Raw genomic sequence first — 17,187 nt, 5'->3', positions numbered from 1 at the left:
AGAATTAATACGTTAAGAACTCATGATAAACAATTTCTCACTCTCAAACGTATTAGCAAATTATGCAAAGCTGCCATAGCTGAAGGTGCTTCTGGCAATGTACTTAATTCATACGCCTCTTGCAATTGATATCGTAGTCGCTCATACTCCCTCTGATGAAAATTCACATCGGCATCTAACAAACTAGACTTTTCTAAACCTGTCAACTTTTGGGCGAGCAAATCAGGAATATATGACAAATTAAAGACTTGATTTAGCTGAATTAAATTAGCTTCAATAATTCCTGTTTGCATCAGATAAATTCCTGTTAGCAACACTCGATAAACATAAAGTAATGGTTTGATTCGATATAGTTTTTCTTTCTCAAAAAGCTTCCATTGTGTTGCAGCAAAACCAATATAATGGTAGCTATGGTGACGGGTGATGCAATTTTTGGCAATAAATTTCAATTCCTCATGTTCTGGAGAAGTTGTTAATATTAAAGGTGAATACAGTTGCTCTAATACATAACCATTTTTTTTAAGTAGCATCAAAAAGAATTTTTTAATATCATGAGTGACTAAATCAATTTGCAAAGATTCGCGAACTTCTGAAATGTCAATAGTTTCATTCCCAGTTTCTAATCCTACTATTTCTTGCACTGGTAAAATATGTACACCACGCAAATCATAATCAGAATCAGGTGACGGAAAACCATATAAATGGGAACCGCTGATAATGGTGAATAAAAACGGGTAAGGTTGCTGCCAAATAATTGTGCTAATAGAAGATGGAATATTCATAATGTGCCGTTTACTTGCTTATCTCGGTTCGCCTATTTCTTTAGAAAAACTTCTGTATAAACCAGAACATTCTTTAATAGTTCAGAGTTACCAACCCCGCGAAATGACCTCTGGAGTAGTAAATGCAGATGGCTTCGGTATGGGTTGGTATCATAATCAAAAAGATACTGAACCTTTTATTTATAAGAACACACTGCCTATTTGGAATGATATCAACTTACCCAGTCTCAGCCGTTATGTTGAATCAAAGTGTGTACTTGCCTATGTTCGCAGTGCTACACCAGGTCAAGCCATTGATTTTGCTAATTGTCAGCCGTTTAATGATCAACAGTTGTTATTTATTCATAATGGACGAATTGAGAATTTCCGCCAAACATTACATAGAAAAATCCGCAGCACTTTAACTCAAAATCTCTATGAAAAAATCAATGGGAGTACTGATTCTGAACACATTTTCGCGCTGTTACTTTCCCAAATAAAAATTAACAAGCATCGACCTCCACAATATGCTTTACGCACTACATTATTAACACTTTTAGAGATGGCAAAACGCTATCAAGTAGAAGTTTCAGCAAATGTAGTTTTTAGCGACGGACATCGCCTAATAGCCTCCCGCTTTACTACTACTTCACCTGCTCCATCTCTGTATTGGATACGGGATGATCTAATTTTCCCCAAATCTGTAATAATTGCCTCCGAACCTCTATTTATTGGTAATTGGACTGCTTGCCCAGAAAATAGCATCATCAGTGTGAGAGAAGATTGTGATATCCAATTTGAGCAAATCTAGTGTAAAAAAGACTGTTTTTCAAGCCTTTGATGAATGTCGCGCAAAAACCCTTTCGTTGTTCCAAGATATAGACCAAGCCAAATTCTCTAGTCAGCCTCATCCTGACTTTAGCCCTGTTGGTTGGCACTTAGGGCATATTGCCTATATTGAGTCTTTATGGATTTTAGAGCGCAGTGTAGGTTTGCCATGTTTTTTTCCGCAATACCGTAAACTTTTTGCAGCTGACGGTTTACCCAAGTCACAACGTGTCCAATTACCAAATTTAGAGGACATCCTCTATTACCTGGATACAGTTAGAGAAAAAGTGCTGGAATACCTAGGAGTTGCTGATATAGAGCAGCAAGAACGTATTTGGCGCTTTTTAATTCAGCATGAAAGCCAGCACTGCGAAATAATTAGTATGGTGCTGGAATTAGTCAAGAGTCAGGAGTCAGGGGTCAAGAGTCAGGAGTTAAAGTTTATTAGTTTGGACTCTGAACTTTGGACTTTTGATTTTACAAAGTTAGTGGAGATGGTTTGCATTCCAGGAGGTGAATTTGAGCAGGGTAACAACTCGATTGATGCTCTAGACAATGAGCAACCTATACATAAAGTATACTTAGACACTTACTGGATTGATCGCTATCCCGTTACTTGTGGACAGTATCGGTCATTTATGGAGGCGGGAGGTTATCAAAATCCTTGCTGGTGGTCTAAAGCTGGGTGGCAGTGGCTAAACACTGAGCAAGTGACACAACCTTTTTACTGGTGTGGCGATGCCTACGGCAGCAAGCTACGCATCTGGGATAATCACCCAGTTTGTGGTGTTAGTTGGTACGAAGCACAGGCCTATTCACGGTTTATTGGTAAGCGGTTACCCACAGAAGCCGAGTGGGAAAAAGCAGCAAGTTGGGATGCAAGAGCTAGCCGCCGCCGCACCTATCCTTGGGGAGATGAAGAATTAACAACCCCAGCCCAGAATTGTAACTGCGATCGCGCCATTGGCAAGACAACCGCAGTCTATGCCTATCCCGCTGGACAAAGTGCTTATGGTTTATACGACACTCTGGGAAATGTCTGGGAGTGGACAGATTGCTGGTTTGATGGTTACGACGGTTTTCAAAGTTACCCTTACTCAGGCTACTCAAAAGTTTATTTTGACCAACAACACCGTGTTTTAAAAGGTGGTAGTTGGGCAACTCGTCCCTGGGTGCTGCGTTCTAGTTTTCGCAATTGGTATCATCCCAACGTGCGCCAAATTTTCGCCGGGTTTCGCTGTGCTGCTAGCGAAGTAAGCTCATCGGCGCGTGAGCCGTAAAAAAAGACCTCTTACAGCTTTTACTACGCAAAACCGTCCCTCTCCAATTCAGCTACGGTGTACACACAAATCTTTTAGAGTTGCCCCACAGGCTTTTGATCCCCCCAACCCCCCTTCAAAAGGGGGCAAAAACCTCTCAAAGTCACCCTTTTGAAGGGGGATTTAGGAGGATATACAACGATTTTGGTTTTGTACAGAGATGTGTGTACACCGTAGCTCCAATTCAGAGAGGGATAAACTTGAACTCAAGTTCAAGACAGGGAGAAATTTATCGAACTCACGTTAAAATGCTTAACAGCTTAATCAATGCTGAGTCAGGAAAAATCCTTAAATATAGCTTTAAAGCTTGAATAATATAGCTCAGGCGTGATGTTATGGGATATAGCTATGTGTTTCACTGGCTGGGGTAAAAAGTTTGCTCTCAAAAGCAACTTAAATTACGCCAGGTATACGGAGGTTAAATGTCAGTATCTAAAGCTGTTAGCAACCAGTCTTCTCAAAACAGCATTGAAAAACGCTTGCAGATACAGCGTTTAGTAGAGGCAACCCAAATAGTTGCGCCTAATACTGGGGGTGATGTAGTTAAGGGATTAACTCAAATATCCAAATCTTTACCCCCCAGTTACTTTTATGATGACCGTGGTTCTGAGTTATTTGAGCAAATCTGTAATTTACCAGAATATTACCTGACGCGCACAGAAACAGCGATTTTACAGCAGTATGCTAGTGAAATTGCCATAATGACTGGTGCTTGTGAATTGGTAGAACTTGGTAGTGGTAGTTCTACCAAAACCCGTATTTTACTAGATGCCTACCAGCAGTTAGGCTATCCTCTGCGTTATGTACCGATTGATGTAAGTGCAGGTATTTTAGAAAGTAGTGCTAAGCAGTTACTAGTAGATTATCCCTCATTGCAAGTTTGTGCGCTGGCAGGAACCTACGAATTAGCCCTTGCACAACTCCTAACAACACAATTACCTAGTAGGATAATTTGTTTTATCGGTAGCAGTTTAGGTAATCTCAAACCCCAAGAGTGTGATGTCTTTTTCTCCCAAATTATAGATGCTTTGCAAGTAGGTGAGTATTTCTTATTGGGGGTAGATTTACAAAAACCGAAACATATTTTAGAACCAGCTTATAACGACAATCAAGGGGTAACGGCAGCGTTTAACCTGAATATGCTGGAGCATTTAAATCAGCGATTTGAGGGAGATTTTGATACAGCACAGTTTAAACACTGGGCATTTTATAACGAAACTGAGCATCAAATAGAGATGCATTTACGAAGTCTGCGATCGCAATCTGTAGAATTACGCGCTCTTAACCTCAAGATTAATTTTGCCGCAGATGAGACAATCCTCACCGAAATCTCTCGTAAATTCGACCTCAACACTATCAAACAGCAACTTACTACAAAGGGTTTAGTACCTCTGCAAGTGTGGACTGACCCCAATCAGTGGTTTGGTTTATTGCTGTGTCAATTGCAACCTGCCAATATTTGAGCAACTGCCAAATATGCCTTATAGAAACGTTCTTTCGAGGAACCGCTAATTAGCACATAGCGCCTTCCTATTGATTTCAATTCTTAACACAGCGATCGCTAAATTATTCTCTCTGATGAGGTAGATATCTCTGGCTATTTTGAGGATACAGAAAGCACAATGTAATTAGTTTTGTGAAATTATCCAGGCAATAGTACAAACTTCATCTAACTTACGAGTGAAGTTTTACCAATTCAGCGTAGCTAGCATCAAATGAACATAAAGCAGAGAATCCGCTACCTTTAGTCTCCAACTCATTTTTGAGGGTTGATTTATGGGTTGAGATGGCTTGGTTGTTTATCCGGTAATGATTCCCGGTTAATCGAGTGTTGGTGGCTATGAGGAAGAAAGGCGATCGCTTACTTGACTTAAATCAATTTAAGGAAGAATCTCAATATGATGACGATGCCACTTTTTACGCGATGCATTGCAGAATTTATTGGGACATTTGTGCTAGTACTTGGTGGATGCGGTAGCGCTGTTTTTGCAGCTGCATTTCCTGATGCAAAAGCCAATGAACTGGGAATTGGCTTTGTAGGTGTTGCTCTGGCATTTGGTCTAACAGTGCTGACTATGGCCTACGCAATTGCTCATATTTCCGGTTGTCATCTTAACCCGGCTGTATCATTTGGACTTTGGTCAGGAAACCGTTTTCCTAGTTCCGACCTACTTCCATATATCGCTTCTCAAGTATTAGGAGCAATAGTAGCTGCAGGTCTAGTTTATTTAATTGCCACTGGTAAATCAGGATTTACACTTTCTGGTTCTAATCCACTAGCGACAAATGGTTTTGGAGAACATTCTCCCGGCGGTTATTCATTTGTTGCTTGTTTCATTACAGAGGTGGTACTTACCTTCATTTTTTTAATTGTGATTTTAGGTGCAACCGATGGCCGCGCTCCTAAAGGTTTTGCACCTATTGCCATTGGTTTAGCACTAACACTCATTCATTTGATCAGCATTCCGATAACTAATACATCGGTTAATCCTGCTCGTAGTACTGGCCCTGCTCTTTTTGCTGGTGTAGAATTGTTTGGGCAACTTTGGATGTTTTGGGTAGCTCCAATTTTAGGTGCAATATTGGCAGGTATGTTCTATTCCAAAGTTTTAGGTGAATCAGGAGCGCAAGTTATGGGTGACGTTCAACCAAGATAGCGTTTTGAAGGAAATCACTGATCTGTTGAACAAGAAGGAAGGAAGATCATCTTTCTTCCCTCTGACCTCTGACCTCTGACCTCTGACCTCTGACCTCGTTGAGAAATTAGGAGTTAGAAGTTAGAATTCAAAACTTCTAACTTTTATTATTCTGTCGCCATGCCGGCGCCGGCAGCTTGTAAATTCTGGCATTGGCTGCACAAACCAAAAAACTCTAGGGTATGGTAAAAAATTTTAAACTTATGGCTGGATTCTAACTGGTCTTCTAGATTATGAACAGGGCATTGATTAATCGGAATTGAGACGCCGCATTGCAGGCAAGTTAAGTGGTGTTTATCTTGCTGCGCTAGGCTGTATAAGGCTTCACCGTTAGCCAAAGTCCGTACTTGTACCAAGCCTTCCAATTTTAAAGCTTCCAAAGAGCGGTAAACTGTCGCTAAACCCATGCTCTGATTGCTATTACGTAGTTCTACGTAAATATCCTGGGCGGAAATGCCTTGTTTGATAGTTTTCAGCAGGTTCAAAATCCGCTCTTGACTGCGCGTGCGTATGGCTCTCATAGACAATAGGTTAAATTTGCCACTGTAATTGAAGCTGTTGGACTGGCTAACTGATAGATTAACTTTAACCGCTTCGTAATCTTATTTTCACTCAGTTGGAACAGAAAGTTATAGTATAGCGATCGCAGCATTCAGCAAAAGCCCGTGCAAAGGAAATATTTAGCCAAAATTTTCGTGACGCTTCGTCCTTCAGTCTTAGATCCCGCTGGTGTGGCTGTACAATCCGGTCTTAAGCAACTGGGATACGACAACGTTGAACAGGTGCGGATTGGTAAGTACATTGAACTGACCATCACCTCGACAGAAGAGAAAAAAGCGCGTCAAGACCTTGATAACATCTGTGATCAGATGCTAGCAAATACCGTAATTGAAAATTATCGCTTTGAGTTGATTGAGGTCGAAACACAAACGGGAGTCTTTTAGGGATTGAGGACTGGGGGAATTTTAGATTTTAGATTTTAGATTTTGGATTGAACAATCTAAAATCCGTCTTGGAAAGTTCTGAACGCTATGCGGGTCTGACTGCCCAACCGTGCTTTTAGAACGGTTGCCTTGTGTCTTTTAGACACAAGGAGAGGCGCAAGGCTTTGCGCCCAAGGGCAGTAAAACAGACCATCGGAGGAAGCCTCCGCTCAGACTTTCCGCAAAATTGCAAATCCAAAATTGAATGACCCTTGACCCTTGACAAATGACAAATAACAAATGACAAAATTCGGCGTTATTGTTTTTCCAGGTTCTAATTGCGATCGCGATGTTGCTTATGTTACCAGAGACTTGCTGGGGCAACCAACTCGCATGGTTTGGCATCAAGAAACGGATATTGATGATTTGGATGTTGTTATCATACCTGGTGGTTTTAGTTACGGGGATTATCTACGCTGCGGTGCGATCGCGCGGTTTTCGCCTGTAATGCAGCAGGTTGTAGAACACGCTCAAAAGGGTAAGTTTGTCCTCGGTATTTGCAACGGTTTTCAGGTATTAACTGAAGCTGGTTTATTACCTGGGGTATTGACTAGAAATCGGGATTTGCATTTTATTTGCGATCGCGTTCCCATGAAAGTTGAGCGTACCAATCTCCCTTGGACGCAAGCTTACACCACTGGTGAAATTATTACCTTGCCCGTTGCCCACGGAGAGGGGCGATTCTATGCTAACCAAGCAACATTATCAGAGATTGAAGATAACGGACAAGTGGTGTTCCGCTATGAAAAAGATAATTTCAACGGTTCACTAAACAACATTGCAGGAATTTGCAATCGTCAGGGCAATGTCTTAGGGATGATGCCACACCCAGAAAGAGCATCTGATGTCATGCTGGGGGGTAGTGATGGGTTGAGGTTGTTTCAGGGATTGTTAGAGAAAGTAGCAGCGTTGGCTTAGGGTTAATGTTTGCGCGTACCTCTAATAATAAACAAAGTTAGGGATACAGCAATGCTGTGTCCCTGTTCGATCTAGCGATCGCCAATTTTTGCTATAGAATTAACTTCAACGCTACAGATATTTTGCGATCGCTCTCAAAATCTCAACTAGGATAGGACTTACGCACACTCTACGAATTCTTCTCTACGAGACGCTACGCGTTGGCGGTTCGATAAATTAAGATTTTTCGCAATTTTTGCGTAAGTCCTGTATGAGATTAAAGAATGGGCAACGCAACTGGAATTGTAAAGTGAAACTGGCTACCCTGGTCTTTACCCAGAGACTCAGCCCAAATTTTTCCTCCCAGATTATCGATAATGCAACGACAAATCGCTAAACCCAATCCGGTTCCTCCCACAGTACGTTGCAAAAATCCTTCTTCTTGATAAAAGCGCTCAAAGATAGATTCTAGTCGATTAGGTTCGATACCTCGACCTGTATCCGCAATAGTGACTTTTAGCATAGAAGTCTTATTAGAATTCTCCAAGGCTGCTTTGTCTTCAACCTCTTCTGAACTCATAAGGTGAGCACGAATAGTAACTTGTCCACTTTTGTCGGTAAACTTACAGGCGTTATCGAGTAGCTTACTCAAAACTTCGATTAGTCCTTCTCCATCTACCTGAATTAAAGGCAAATGCTGAGGCAATTCTACAATAATTTTGGGTAATTTCTGACGCGATTCCAGTCCACTTAAGGCCAAATCCAGGTATTCTTGAAGTGAAATTGGCTCTGGTTGCCAGCGCACCAACCCACTTTCCAAACGAGATAAGGTAATAAAGTCTTGGATCAGCTTACGCAAACGCTCTGCATCATCCAAAGCAGTTTGCAGCATTATTTGCTGCAAATCTGGCGGCATTTCTAGTTCTGTGACTAAACTCTCTAAGCAAACACGAATAGTAGATAAAGGAGTACGTAGTTCATGCCCGACAATGGCAGTTAAATTACTTTGGGTGCGCTCTAAGTCTACCAGTTGGCGATTAAGAGTTTCTAGGTTGGTGTAAGCCTGTGCCTGCATTAAGGCGACTCCAGCTTGAGTAGCGATCGCTTCAACTAAAGCTATATCATCCTCTGTCCACAGATAAGGCTGTGGCTGATGCAATTCCAGCATTCCCAGCCAGATTCCCTGGTAACGGATGGGAACTAGCAAGCAAGCCCGGATTTGCCAGTGCGCTAGTTGCGTTTTTAAGTCTGGATGTGATTGCAAGCCCAAGTCTTGGGTGATATCGGCAATAGCTAGAATTTCTGACTGGTTTTCGCTATTGGTTCGATTTTGCGTCAAAGCAGTTTGAAACAGTGGATGATCTGCCAATGACCAAACTTCCCCCTTCAAAGAAGGTAATTCAGCAGGTGTTGACTCATAAGCAATTGGCTGTTGGCTACCTGGCTGATCAAGATAAAGTAAACAGCGGCAATGGCTAAAGGCTTGACCTAATTCTGTAACAGTAACATTCAGAATCTCTTCGGTGTTCAAAGAGCGGCGGATAGAAGTGGCGATCGCATTGAGCAGGCGCTCTTTACGCTCCTTGCTGGCGATCATGCGATAAGCTTTTAGCAGCCTGTATTGACTGGCTTGTAGATATGTAACTAGGCGGTTGACAAACAGTCTAGAGCCAATCTCTAATACCCGATTAGTTGATGTCTGCGCTTGCGATTCATCCAGCAGACGATAACGTCGCTGTGCTCGCTTGATTTTAGAGGCTAGTTTTGGTTGATAAGTCAGAATCCGCTCCAACATTAGTCGAGCCGCATGAATGCTAACTTGGGGGTCAAAAGTCCAAACCCCCTGAAATTGCCTTAACTGGTCTAGTGATGCTGATTCTATAGGTGAAGCGTGCTCTCGACAAACCACGCAGGCTGAATATCGCCGACCAATTACGATCAAATGCCACTCTTGAGCTAATTCGTCGTCAGGAGCAAAAGGGATAGTTGCATAAGGAGCTGAAACAGCACCAAAGTCAGTCTCCGGTGCAGCTAATACGTAAACATGGTCTGAATGCTGAGCGATTTTCTCATACCGAGGGATTTCCTGGCGGTAAAAGCGCTCCTGTTGAAAATTGGCAATTACTAGGGGTCGTTCTGTCCCTGCCAATACTAGGTCTTCTATGGCGTGAGAAAGAGCCGTCAGCGAAGACTTGAAATAGATTTGAGGTTGTAGATGTGGTAGTACTTCGCACAAATTCTGCAACAGGGAATTCGAGACACTCATCAGTAGTTAGGTTTGAAACTGCCTTTGATAATGAGCTTTCAATAAACAATGGCAGGAGTTATCTAGAGGTTCGCTCTTAACCCCTAAATCCATCTGAGATTTGCTAGGTGGGTAGACATCAATTACTACAACAAGGGTTTCCCCGAAGTCTGAGCGCCGTTTTTGCTGTTTAAGACTTCTATTACACACGCGATTAGCTTAACTATTCGCAAAATCTCAAATAGACGACTGTATGATTAACCTACCTCGACCAAGCTACGTTCAGGCAAGGTTGCTCCGCTAAGAAAGCAGTAGCGCAAATCCACTTTAGTCAGGTCTACTTCCGTGAAATCAACGTAACTTAGATCAGTTTTGAACAAAATAGCTTTGGTAAGATTGGCATGACTTAAGTCTGTCTTGCTTAAGGTTGTCCCAGTCAGATTTGCACCGCTAAGATTTGCCCCTGCCAGAAAAGCGCCACTGAGATTGGCATACCGTAAGTCTGCACCACTCAAGTTTGCACCACTCAGGTCGGCATTACTTAAGTCTGCTAAGCGTAGATCTGCCTTGAGTAGAGAGGCCTTATGCAAATCTACCTGACTAAGCTTCGCCCGAATCAGGTTAGCGGCCTTTAAGTTTGCCCAAATCAGATTCGCTCCACTAAAGTCGGTTCTCCAGAGAGCTGCCGCAGTCAAATTTGCTTCAATCAGATTTGCCCCACGCAAGTTAGCCTGAGATAGAGTCGTGTTAGCTAGATTAGCTCTATCTAGATTGATTCCAGCTAGACACACCTCGCTCATGTTGACTGAGTGCAAGCTTACATAAGTGAAATTTCTCTCTCCTGCACAATAGCGTTTGAGAAGTTCATCAGCATCCATATAGTCTGCCTCCAAATCTCCATTTATCATTCGGAAATTACAGTATCCAATTGATGATTGCTGAAAATAGCGTTTTTTAAGAGACTTTTAAAAAGTTTGCACTGATTTTAAAACTATTTAACAATGTTTTTCCTTAAGCGTGACGAGGTAGCGATCGCTCACTCGCTCACGCTTAAGTAAGTTGGAGCGACTAACCTAATACTCTATTTACGTACTAAGTTGAGCAATTCTTTAGGAGAAGCCAACAAGTCAATGGCAACGAAGAAGATTTTGCCTTGGGGATTTAGCAAAAATCGCCACGCAATATTCATGCCTACACTGGCACCAAACCAGGGAGTTTGGACTTTGCCCGTGACTTTAACTTGGGTATACCCATCTTCTACTGGCTCAGATACACCACGCTCTGGCATCATTTTCAGTCCTTGGCATTCTTCACGCATATAAGCGCGGATTGCTTCCTGACCAACAATCGGTCTTTCAAAGGGAGGTTGCAAAGCACCATCGGACATAAATAGACCCACAGCCGCATCAAAGTCGTTGGCATTCATGTTGTTGATATAGCCCAACACCGTAGGATTGCTGATGCCCTCAATAGTAACTTTAGTCCGAAATGCTGGTGCAGTAGGAGGAGCCACAGGCTCTAAGACTTTTTTGTAACTACCTGGAGCATTTGGGTCAAATCCCATGCTAATTACGGTATTGCGTAGGATTGTGATTTGTTGACCGGGATCGGCTTGTCGGATTGCTTGCAGCACATCGGCAGCCTTAGTAGAAAGCTTATAGCCTTCTGGAATAGGAGCGACGATTCCTTGCGCCATCCATTCTCCTAACTGATACCAGAAGCCTAACTTGATGTTTACAGTGAAGGACGCATAAGAACGGCAGAGGGGAGTATCAGCACGGTTAGCCAAATCATACATGACTTGTGTTTGAGTATCAAAAGGCATCTGCTTGATTTGCTCAAGTAAGCCTTGCGCCAAAACCATGTTAGCTGCCCCTGGAGCCGCAACCGTAATAGATCTACCCATCTCGGTATAGGCAAACCAAAGTAATGCTAGTTGATCTTCAGCATTGAGCTGAGAAAACGATTCAACGACAGTTGGAACAACGTCAGCAACTAAAGTGCCGGGAAAAATACTTTGAGCCGACTGGATGGTAAAAGACATGGCAGGGATTTCAAAAAGAAAACTAAAGTACTGTCAAATTTGAAAAAACAGAAGGAAAATACGCTACACACAACAACTTATTTGCTCCTGAGTTGGATACTCAGCAAAGCAAATCACAGGCTAAATTGCATAGTTATTCAACAAGCCTTGGTTAGCAGTGGTTTAACGCATTTGTATCGTTTTTGTATCTTTATGTAAAGAAACATAACAAGTTTGTTACAAATAAGCAATGATTTCTTAGATATATATTTATAAGTTTTATTTATAAAAAACATAAGATTTGCTTAACTCATAAACAACACCTATATTGATTGAAAGTCGCTCAAATCTTCTCAAAAGCGATAGTTATTTTTGATACAAAAACGTAATAGTTATAGGCGAGATGATGATTTATCATCTGCACTGAGTTGCAAATACATAACTGGAAGCTTGAAATTCAAAATGTAATGTATTTTTCTTGGTGTCTTAGTGCCTTAGTTGTTAAATTATTTAACCACCAAGGCACTACAAAAAGTATGAGTGTCGGCTTTGGACAAACATAACTTTTCAATACAAAGACACTAAGGTAAAAATCCCAAAATTAAAGAAATTTTCTGGGATTTTTACCTTCTTGAAAAGACTAGTTTTTGGATATTTAGAAATAGAAAATTAAGGGCTTATTAAGCCTTTCTTTGCCTGCAATGAAGAGTTGAATTTCAACGCAAGCAACGAATCGCTTCTAAAAGTCCTCTGGCTTTATTCAGTGTCTCCTCGTATTCTTTCTCAGGCTCAGAATCAGCCACCAAACCTGCGCCGGCTTGAACGCTTACTGTATTATCATGCATTACCATTGTACGGATTGCTATAGCACTATTTAGTTGTCCTTCAAAATCATAATATCCATACACACCAGAATAAACGCCCCGGCGACTAGGCTCTAACTCGTGGATAATTTCCATTGCCCGAATCTTAGGTGCGCCGCTGACTGTACCTGCTGGGAAGCAAGCTTTCAGTAAATCCCATGCGGTTTTGTTTGGTGCTAATTTACCTACAACATTGCTGACAATGTGCATTACATGGGAGTAGCGTTCAACTACCATTAATTCATCAACTTTCACGCTACCGCTTTGGCAAACACGCCCCAGATCATTGCGCCCTAAATCAACGAGCATGACGTGTTCAGCAATTTCCTTGGGGTCTTTAAGCAAATCTTCAGCTAGCTCTGCATCTTCTTGGGTTGTCTTACCCCGTGGACGCGTCCCGGCAATTGGGCGTACTGTTGCTATCACTCCACCATCTGGGTCTAGTTCTGCTTTTACCATCACTTCTGGACTGGAACCGATGATTTGCCAATCTTGAAAGTGAAAGTAAGCCATGTAAGGCGAAGGATTAATCTGACGCAAGGAGCGATACAGGGCAAATGGGTCGCCTGTGTATGCTGTTGATAATCGCTGTGAAATTACGACTTGGAAGATATCGCCTGCTTTAATGTAGTCTTTTGCCTTTTGGACATTGGCACAGAAATCGGGGCGAGTAAAGTTGCTGGCGTATTCCTCTACTCCTGTGTTCCTCTCTTCCTCTGCTCCTTTACTTCGTGGGGGTGTCCATGCCAATTTGGTATTTTGTAGCGATAGAGGCAAAGATAGCTTATTGAGCATTTGGGTGACGCGATCGCACGCTTGCTGGTATGCTTCGTGTAAATCAATGGAGTCACGCAAATCAGCATAGGCGATTGCCCAAATTTTTCGCTTCACCTGATCAAAAATTAACAGGTGGTCTACTTGCATCCACAATCCATCTGGAATATTTCTCTCGTCTGGCGGATGAATTGGTACACGCGGCTCTATCCAGCGAATCAATTCATAGCCCCAAAACCCGAACAATCCGCCAATTCCTGGAGGGAGTTGCGGTAACTTGACTGGCTGATAAGGTTCTAGACATTGGGCTAAAGCTGTAAAGGGGTCGCCTTCAAACATCACCTGCGAACCGTCGCGGTGTGTTTGGGTCGTGTTATTATCCCTTGCTTCTAAAATCCACAGCGGGTCGCAACCCAATAAACTGTAGCGTCCCAGTTTTTCTCCGCCTTCTACCGATTCCAACAAAAAGCTATAGGGCTGACCTGCACATACTTTATACCAAGCAGATACGGGCGTATCTAAGTCTGCTACCCACTCTTGATACACCGGGACAAAGTTGCCTTGTTGGGCTAGGCTGGAAAACTGGGAAAAATCAGGAAAAATCATAATTTATCAATGGTAATTGGCAATAGGTAATAGATTAATTGGTAATTGTTTTTTTACTCATTACCCATTACCCATTACCCATTACCCATTACTACTAACAACTAGTTATGGAGCGTCGTAAGGATAAACGCCGCTAAACTTAAGTTTTACTGGACTAGGGTTTTCGCCAATGCGACGGTCTACGTAACGTACTTTTTCGCGGCCTTCGTTTACCTTTTCGGGGAAGACACCATCAGCCGGGTGAATGAAAGTGGTTTCTCCGTTGGGTAAAATCCGGTAGATTTTGTAGTTGGTAATTTTGAACTTTCGGAGTTGACCGCCTAAAGCGATGCATTGCTCTTTTCGAGCTAAATGCAGGAGATTTTCGCCGTTTCGCATAGTGGCAGCACCACCTGTAGGCAATTCAAATACTTGGTCTTTGGGACTAGTCCAAGTAATAGCGTACTTTTCTTCTTCTTTTGCTTTTGTTAGCAAGCCGCCAGTGTTGCCACCATATAGCGGAGTTTGTCCAGAGAGTGTTTCTGCCATAGAGTTGTCTCTCAACGTTTTTAGGGCATCCTAACACCGCCATCAGGATCATATTGCGATCGCGTCATAGACTGTAACAGTTTTTAGTCATGTGTCATCTCTTACAAAGTCTGAGCGCCGGAAGCCGGCGCTCAGACTTTGCGCTTTGTCATTCGTCATTTGTTATTTGTCCTTTGTAAGTCTTAGACTATTTACTCTTGACTTTTGACCGTTTTTCCTCTTTGCTACTCTGGACAATGGGAATGGTGAAATGAAACTGACTACCTTGGTCTTTGCCAAATGACTCTGCCCAAATTTCACCACCCCAGCCATTGACAATTTGGCGGCAAATTGCCAAGCCCAGTCCAGTGCCGCCAGTGGTACGTCGTAGTGCGCCCTCTTCTTGATAGAAGCGGTCAAAAACTACTTCTAGACGATTGGGTTCAATGCCGCGTCCGGTGTCAGCTACGGTGACTTCGACCATCTGATTCTTGTTACGAATAGCTTTAATGGTGATTTCTCCTTGTGGCGGTGTAAATTTACAAGCATTGTCTATAAGTTTTGCTAGTACCTCCACCAGCCAATCACCGTCAGCTCTAACTAAAGGCAAGTCTTGAGTAATTTGAGTTTTGATTTGAGGCGGCTTTTCTTCTGAGGAGCGGGTGCGATTGCGGCTGAGTGCTAGATCTACACACTCTTGTAAGGTCAGCGATTCTGGATGCCATTCCACCCGACCGCTTTCTAGGTTGGAAAGGGTGAGGAAATCTTGTACTAGTTTTCGCATCCGTTCGGAGTCAGAAAGAGCAGTATTGAGCATCACCTGCTGCAACTCCAAGGGCATATCCGGTTCACTGGCGAGGCTTTCGAGACACACTTGAATTGTGGATAGGGGGGTACGCAGTTCGTGTCCGGTGATGGCTATTAGGTTGCTGCGTGTGCGATCCAGGGCTTCTAGCTGTTGGTTAAGTTCTTCTAGGTTGGCGTAAGCTTCCGCTTGAATCAGAGCGGCTCCTACTTGAGTGGCGATCGCTTCTACTAGATCCAATTCCCCAGATTGCCAATCGTGCGGTGGCATCCGGCAATAGTGTAACTCTACAATGCCCAACAATCGCCCTTGATAAAATACTGGTTCTATTAGCCAAGAACGAATAGCAAATTTTTTGGCGATTAAGGAAAGTCCCACCGAATTAATAACACGATTGTCAGTCAGGGTATCGTTAACACAGACGCCCTCACCCTGTTGGACTATTTCTCGAAATAGAGGATTTTTTTCTAACTCCCAGGTTTGTCCGCGAACAGATACAGTGCCAGGAGTTAAAAACTCATGTTCAATTACGGCTTGACTATCGGTAGCTTGAGCGCGGTAAATTAAACAGCGACAAGCTTCTAGGTGTTGTCCTAATTCTTGTGCTGCTACCTGAAGAACTTCATGAGGATCAAGCGATCGCCTGATGGCAGTACTGATCGAGTTGACCAATCGTTCTTTGCGTGCTTGAGCAGTAATTGAACGATAGGCTTTATGCAATTTGTACTGACTAGCTTGTAAATAAGTTACCAAGCGCTGCACAAAGGGGTCTGTGTCAATGTCACAAGCATATTCACTGACCTGTTCTACTCCAGAATAGTTTCTTAGCTCGCCTATGCCAAACCTCTGGCGTGCCTTTTCGATTTTGTTTGCCAGTTCTGGTCTGTAAACCACAATTCTGTCTAAAAGCAATTGGGCTGCTTTGAGGCTAACTCCCCTTTCTGATGTCCAAATCCCCTCAAATCTTCGCGCTGTATCCATATCCAGATTCGGACTTATTTCTGGCAATTGGCTATTTTTGGCAATAGAGCCAAGGCTTTCACGGCAAACCAGACAAGTAGCGTAGTTGTCAGCAATTACTATTAAATGCCACTCTTGACTTAAACCATCTTCTGGCTCAAAAGCTACCTTTTCGTAGTATTCCGAACTATTGGCAAAATCCGTTTCTGGAGCAGACAATACATATACTTGATTGCTTCGCAAAGCAAGCCGCTGGTAGCGATGAGCTTCTTGGCGGTAAAATCGCTCTCGCTGAAAGCTAGCAATTACGAGGGGTTGAACTAAAGTCGCAGCCAAAACCTGATCTTCCATTGCGTGGGAGAGCGCCGTTAGTGAAGCCTTGAAATATAGCTGGGGCCGCAGGTAGGGTAGGGACTTTAGCAGATCACTCAGCACGGAAGTCGAAATGCTCATGAATTATCGTTAAACGCCCAATCTCGACAAGATCTATCCACGTCACAGCTGCATTGTACAAATTACAAAGGACTCTCAAGTTAATTAGACAGTTGCAATATGTAAAGAATGCTAAAAAGCACTTTTTGCCAATGCAAGCGCAGCACTTTGTTACCATAAAGAAGGAGCATGTGCAGCTTTATTTACAAATTGAAAAGTCTTGATTAGCAAATATAGCTACAGCGGCAATGCATTAGTATTTTGCACCCTGACGTGCCGCAAGCATAGATGTAGCACAACCATTTGCCATAGCCGCTTTGTTCTTCACCCAAGTTTTCTTTATCCATTGGCTAACATGTGATGTTTCAAATAGTAGGCTACTAAGCCCAATATACATTCTCGCTCAGCTTTGCCATTAGGTAGCGGTGGCAAAGAACCGACAAATTATAGAAAGGGACAATTAAACAAAGGGGTTTACCCCGGTTAGC

At 42.7% G+C, this 17,187-nt stretch carries 14 protein-coding genes; 6 read left to right on the top strand and 8 right to left on the bottom strand.

All coding sequences use genetic code 11. The features are described 5' to 3' along the window. Window positions 1-20 precede the first annotated feature (20 nt). Window positions 21-782 carry a DNA polymerase beta superfamily protein gene (locus HCR01_RS00995; protein WP_193193670.1) on the bottom strand — a complete coding sequence of 254 codons (762 nt, stop codon included), beginning with the start codon at window positions 780-782 and terminating at the stop codon, window positions 21-23. Window position 783: 1 nt separating this feature from the next. Between HCR01_RS00995 and egtC the strand changes: the two genes are divergently transcribed. The 4 genes from egtC (at window position 784) to aqpZ (ending at window position 5,565) form a co-directional block, all read left to right on the top strand. After that, entirely contained in the window at window positions 784-1,572 is a 789-nt protein-coding gene (gene egtC / locus HCR01_RS00990) for an ergothioneine biosynthesis protein EgtC (RefSeq protein ID WP_193193667.1), read from the top strand. After that, the gene (egtB, locus tag HCR01_RS00985) at window positions 1,547-2,869 is read left to right on the top strand and encodes an ergothioneine biosynthesis protein EgtB (RefSeq protein WP_193193665.1); all 1,323 of its coding nucleotides are present in this window, start codon (window positions 1,547-1,549) and stop codon (window positions 2,867-2,869) included. Before egtC ends, egtB begins: the two co-directional genes overlap by 26 nt. 461 nt (window positions 2,870-3,330) lie before the next feature. Further along, window positions 3,331-4,371, top strand: coding sequence for an L-histidine N(alpha)-methyltransferase (gene egtD / locus HCR01_RS00980; RefSeq protein ID WP_193193663.1), 1,041 nt, complete (start codon window positions 3,331-3,333; stop codon window positions 4,369-4,371). Window positions 4,372-4,815: 444 nt separating this feature from the next. Continuing rightward, on the top strand, window positions 4,816-5,565 hold the full coding sequence (gene aqpZ, locus HCR01_RS00975) for an aquaporin Z (RefSeq protein WP_193194216.1): 750 nt from the start codon (window positions 4,816-4,818) through the stop codon (window positions 5,563-5,565). Window positions 5,566-5,711: 146 nt separating this feature from the next. Here aqpZ and HCR01_RS00970 read toward each other — a convergent pair whose 3' ends face one another. Then, a complete protein-coding gene (locus HCR01_RS00970) occupies window positions 5,712-6,125 on the bottom strand; it encodes a Fur family transcriptional regulator (RefSeq protein ID WP_193193661.1) in 414 nt (137 codons plus the stop codon). A 144-nt stretch (window positions 6,126-6,269) separates the two neighbouring features. On the opposite strand from HCR01_RS00970, the gene purS reads away from it, so the two are divergent. Together purS and purQ are read left to right on the top strand one after the other, a co-directional pair. Then, the gene (gene purS / locus HCR01_RS00965) at window positions 6,270-6,548 is read left to right on the top strand and encodes a phosphoribosylformylglycinamidine synthase subunit PurS (RefSeq protein WP_193193659.1); all 279 of its coding nucleotides are present in this window, start codon (window positions 6,270-6,272) and stop codon (window positions 6,546-6,548) included. 279 nt (window positions 6,549-6,827) lie between these two features. After that, window positions 6,828-7,505 carry a phosphoribosylformylglycinamidine synthase subunit PurQ gene (gene purQ, locus HCR01_RS00960; protein WP_193193658.1) on the top strand — a complete coding sequence of 226 codons (678 nt, stop codon included), beginning with the start codon at window positions 6,828-6,830 and terminating at the stop codon, window positions 7,503-7,505. Between the two features lie 256 nt (window positions 7,506-7,761). Here purQ and HCR01_RS00955 read toward each other — a convergent pair whose 3' ends face one another. From HCR01_RS00955 to HCR01_RS00930, 6 genes are all read right to left on the bottom strand, one after another. Beyond that, window positions 7,762-9,750: a DICT sensory domain-containing protein gene (locus HCR01_RS00955; RefSeq protein WP_193193656.1), complete on the bottom strand. Its 1,989-nt coding sequence runs from the start codon at window positions 9,748-9,750 to the stop codon at window positions 7,762-7,764. 236 nt (window positions 9,751-9,986) lie between these two features. Continuing rightward, entirely contained in the window at window positions 9,987-10,607 is a 621-nt protein-coding gene (locus tag HCR01_RS00950; RefSeq protein WP_193194214.1) for a pentapeptide repeat-containing protein, read from the bottom strand. 203 nt (window positions 10,608-10,810) lie between these two features. Then, on the bottom strand, window positions 10,811-11,773 hold the full coding sequence (locus tag HCR01_RS00945; protein ID WP_193193654.1) for an orange carotenoid-binding protein: 963 nt from the start codon (window positions 11,771-11,773) through the stop codon (window positions 10,811-10,813). Between the two features lie 695 nt (window positions 11,774-12,468). After that, entirely contained in the window at window positions 12,469-13,995 is a 1,527-nt protein-coding gene (gene trpE, locus HCR01_RS00940; RefSeq protein WP_193193652.1) for an anthranilate synthase component I, read from the bottom strand. Window positions 13,996-14,100: 105 nt separating this feature from the next. After that, window positions 14,101-14,523 carry a photosystem I reaction center subunit II PsaD gene (locus HCR01_RS00935; protein ID WP_193193650.1) on the bottom strand — a complete coding sequence of 141 codons (423 nt, stop codon included), beginning with the start codon at window positions 14,521-14,523 and terminating at the stop codon, window positions 14,101-14,103. Between the two features lie 187 nt (window positions 14,524-14,710). Then, window positions 14,711-16,720: a DICT sensory domain-containing protein gene (locus tag HCR01_RS00930; RefSeq protein ID WP_193193648.1), complete on the bottom strand. Its 2,010-nt coding sequence runs from the start codon at window positions 16,718-16,720 to the stop codon at window positions 14,711-14,713. Window positions 16,721-17,187: the final 467 nt, after the last annotated feature.

Origin of the sequence: Nostoc sp. MG11 (genome assembly GCF_014904695.1) — a bacterium.
Classification (GTDB): Bacteria; Cyanobacteriota; Cyanobacteriia; order Cyanobacteriales; family Nostocaceae; genus Komarekiella.
This window is presented reverse-complemented; position numbering and strand designations above follow the sequence as displayed.

Excerpts from the sequence above, each read along its gene's own strand:
- HCR01_RS00995 (WP_193193670.1), bottom strand. The coding sequence starts at position 782 with ATGAATATTCCATCTTCTATTAGCACAATTATTTGGCAGCAACCTTAC.
- egtC (WP_193193667.1), top strand. The coding sequence starts at position 784 with ATGTGCCGTTTACTTGCTTATCTCGGTTCGCCTATTTCTTTAGAAAAA.
- egtD (WP_193193663.1), top strand. The coding sequence starts at position 3,331 with ATGTCAGTATCTAAAGCTGTTAGCAACCAGTCTTCTCAAAACAGCATT.
- aqpZ (WP_193194216.1), top strand. The coding sequence starts at position 4,816 with ATGCCACTTTTTACGCGATGCATTGCAGAATTTATTGGGACATTTGTG.
- HCR01_RS00970 (WP_193193661.1), bottom strand. The coding sequence starts at position 6,125 with ATGAGAGCCATACGCACGCGCAGTCAAGAGCGGATTTTGAACCTGCTG.
- purQ (WP_193193658.1), top strand. The coding sequence starts at position 6,828 with ATGACAAAATTCGGCGTTATTGTTTTTCCAGGTTCTAATTGCGATCGC.
- HCR01_RS00955 (WP_193193656.1), bottom strand. The coding sequence starts at position 9,750 with ATGAGTGTCTCGAATTCCCTGTTGCAGAATTTGTGCGAAGTACTACCA.
- HCR01_RS00950 (WP_193194214.1), bottom strand. The coding sequence starts at position 10,607 with ATGGATGCTGATGAACTTCTCAAACGCTATTGTGCAGGAGAGAGAAAT.
- HCR01_RS00945 (WP_193193654.1), bottom strand. The coding sequence starts at position 11,773 with ATGTCTTTTACCATCCAGTCGGCTCAAAGTATTTTTCCCGGCACTTTA.
- trpE (WP_193193652.1), bottom strand. The coding sequence starts at position 13,995 with ATGATTTTTCCTGATTTTTCCCAGTTTTCCAGCCTAGCCCAACAAGGC.
- HCR01_RS00935 (WP_193193650.1), bottom strand. The coding sequence starts at position 14,523 with ATGGCAGAAACACTCTCTGGACAAACTCCGCTATATGGTGGCAACACT.
- HCR01_RS00930 (WP_193193648.1), bottom strand. The coding sequence starts at position 16,720 with ATGAGCATTTCGACTTCCGTGCTGAGTGATCTGCTAAAGTCCCTACCC.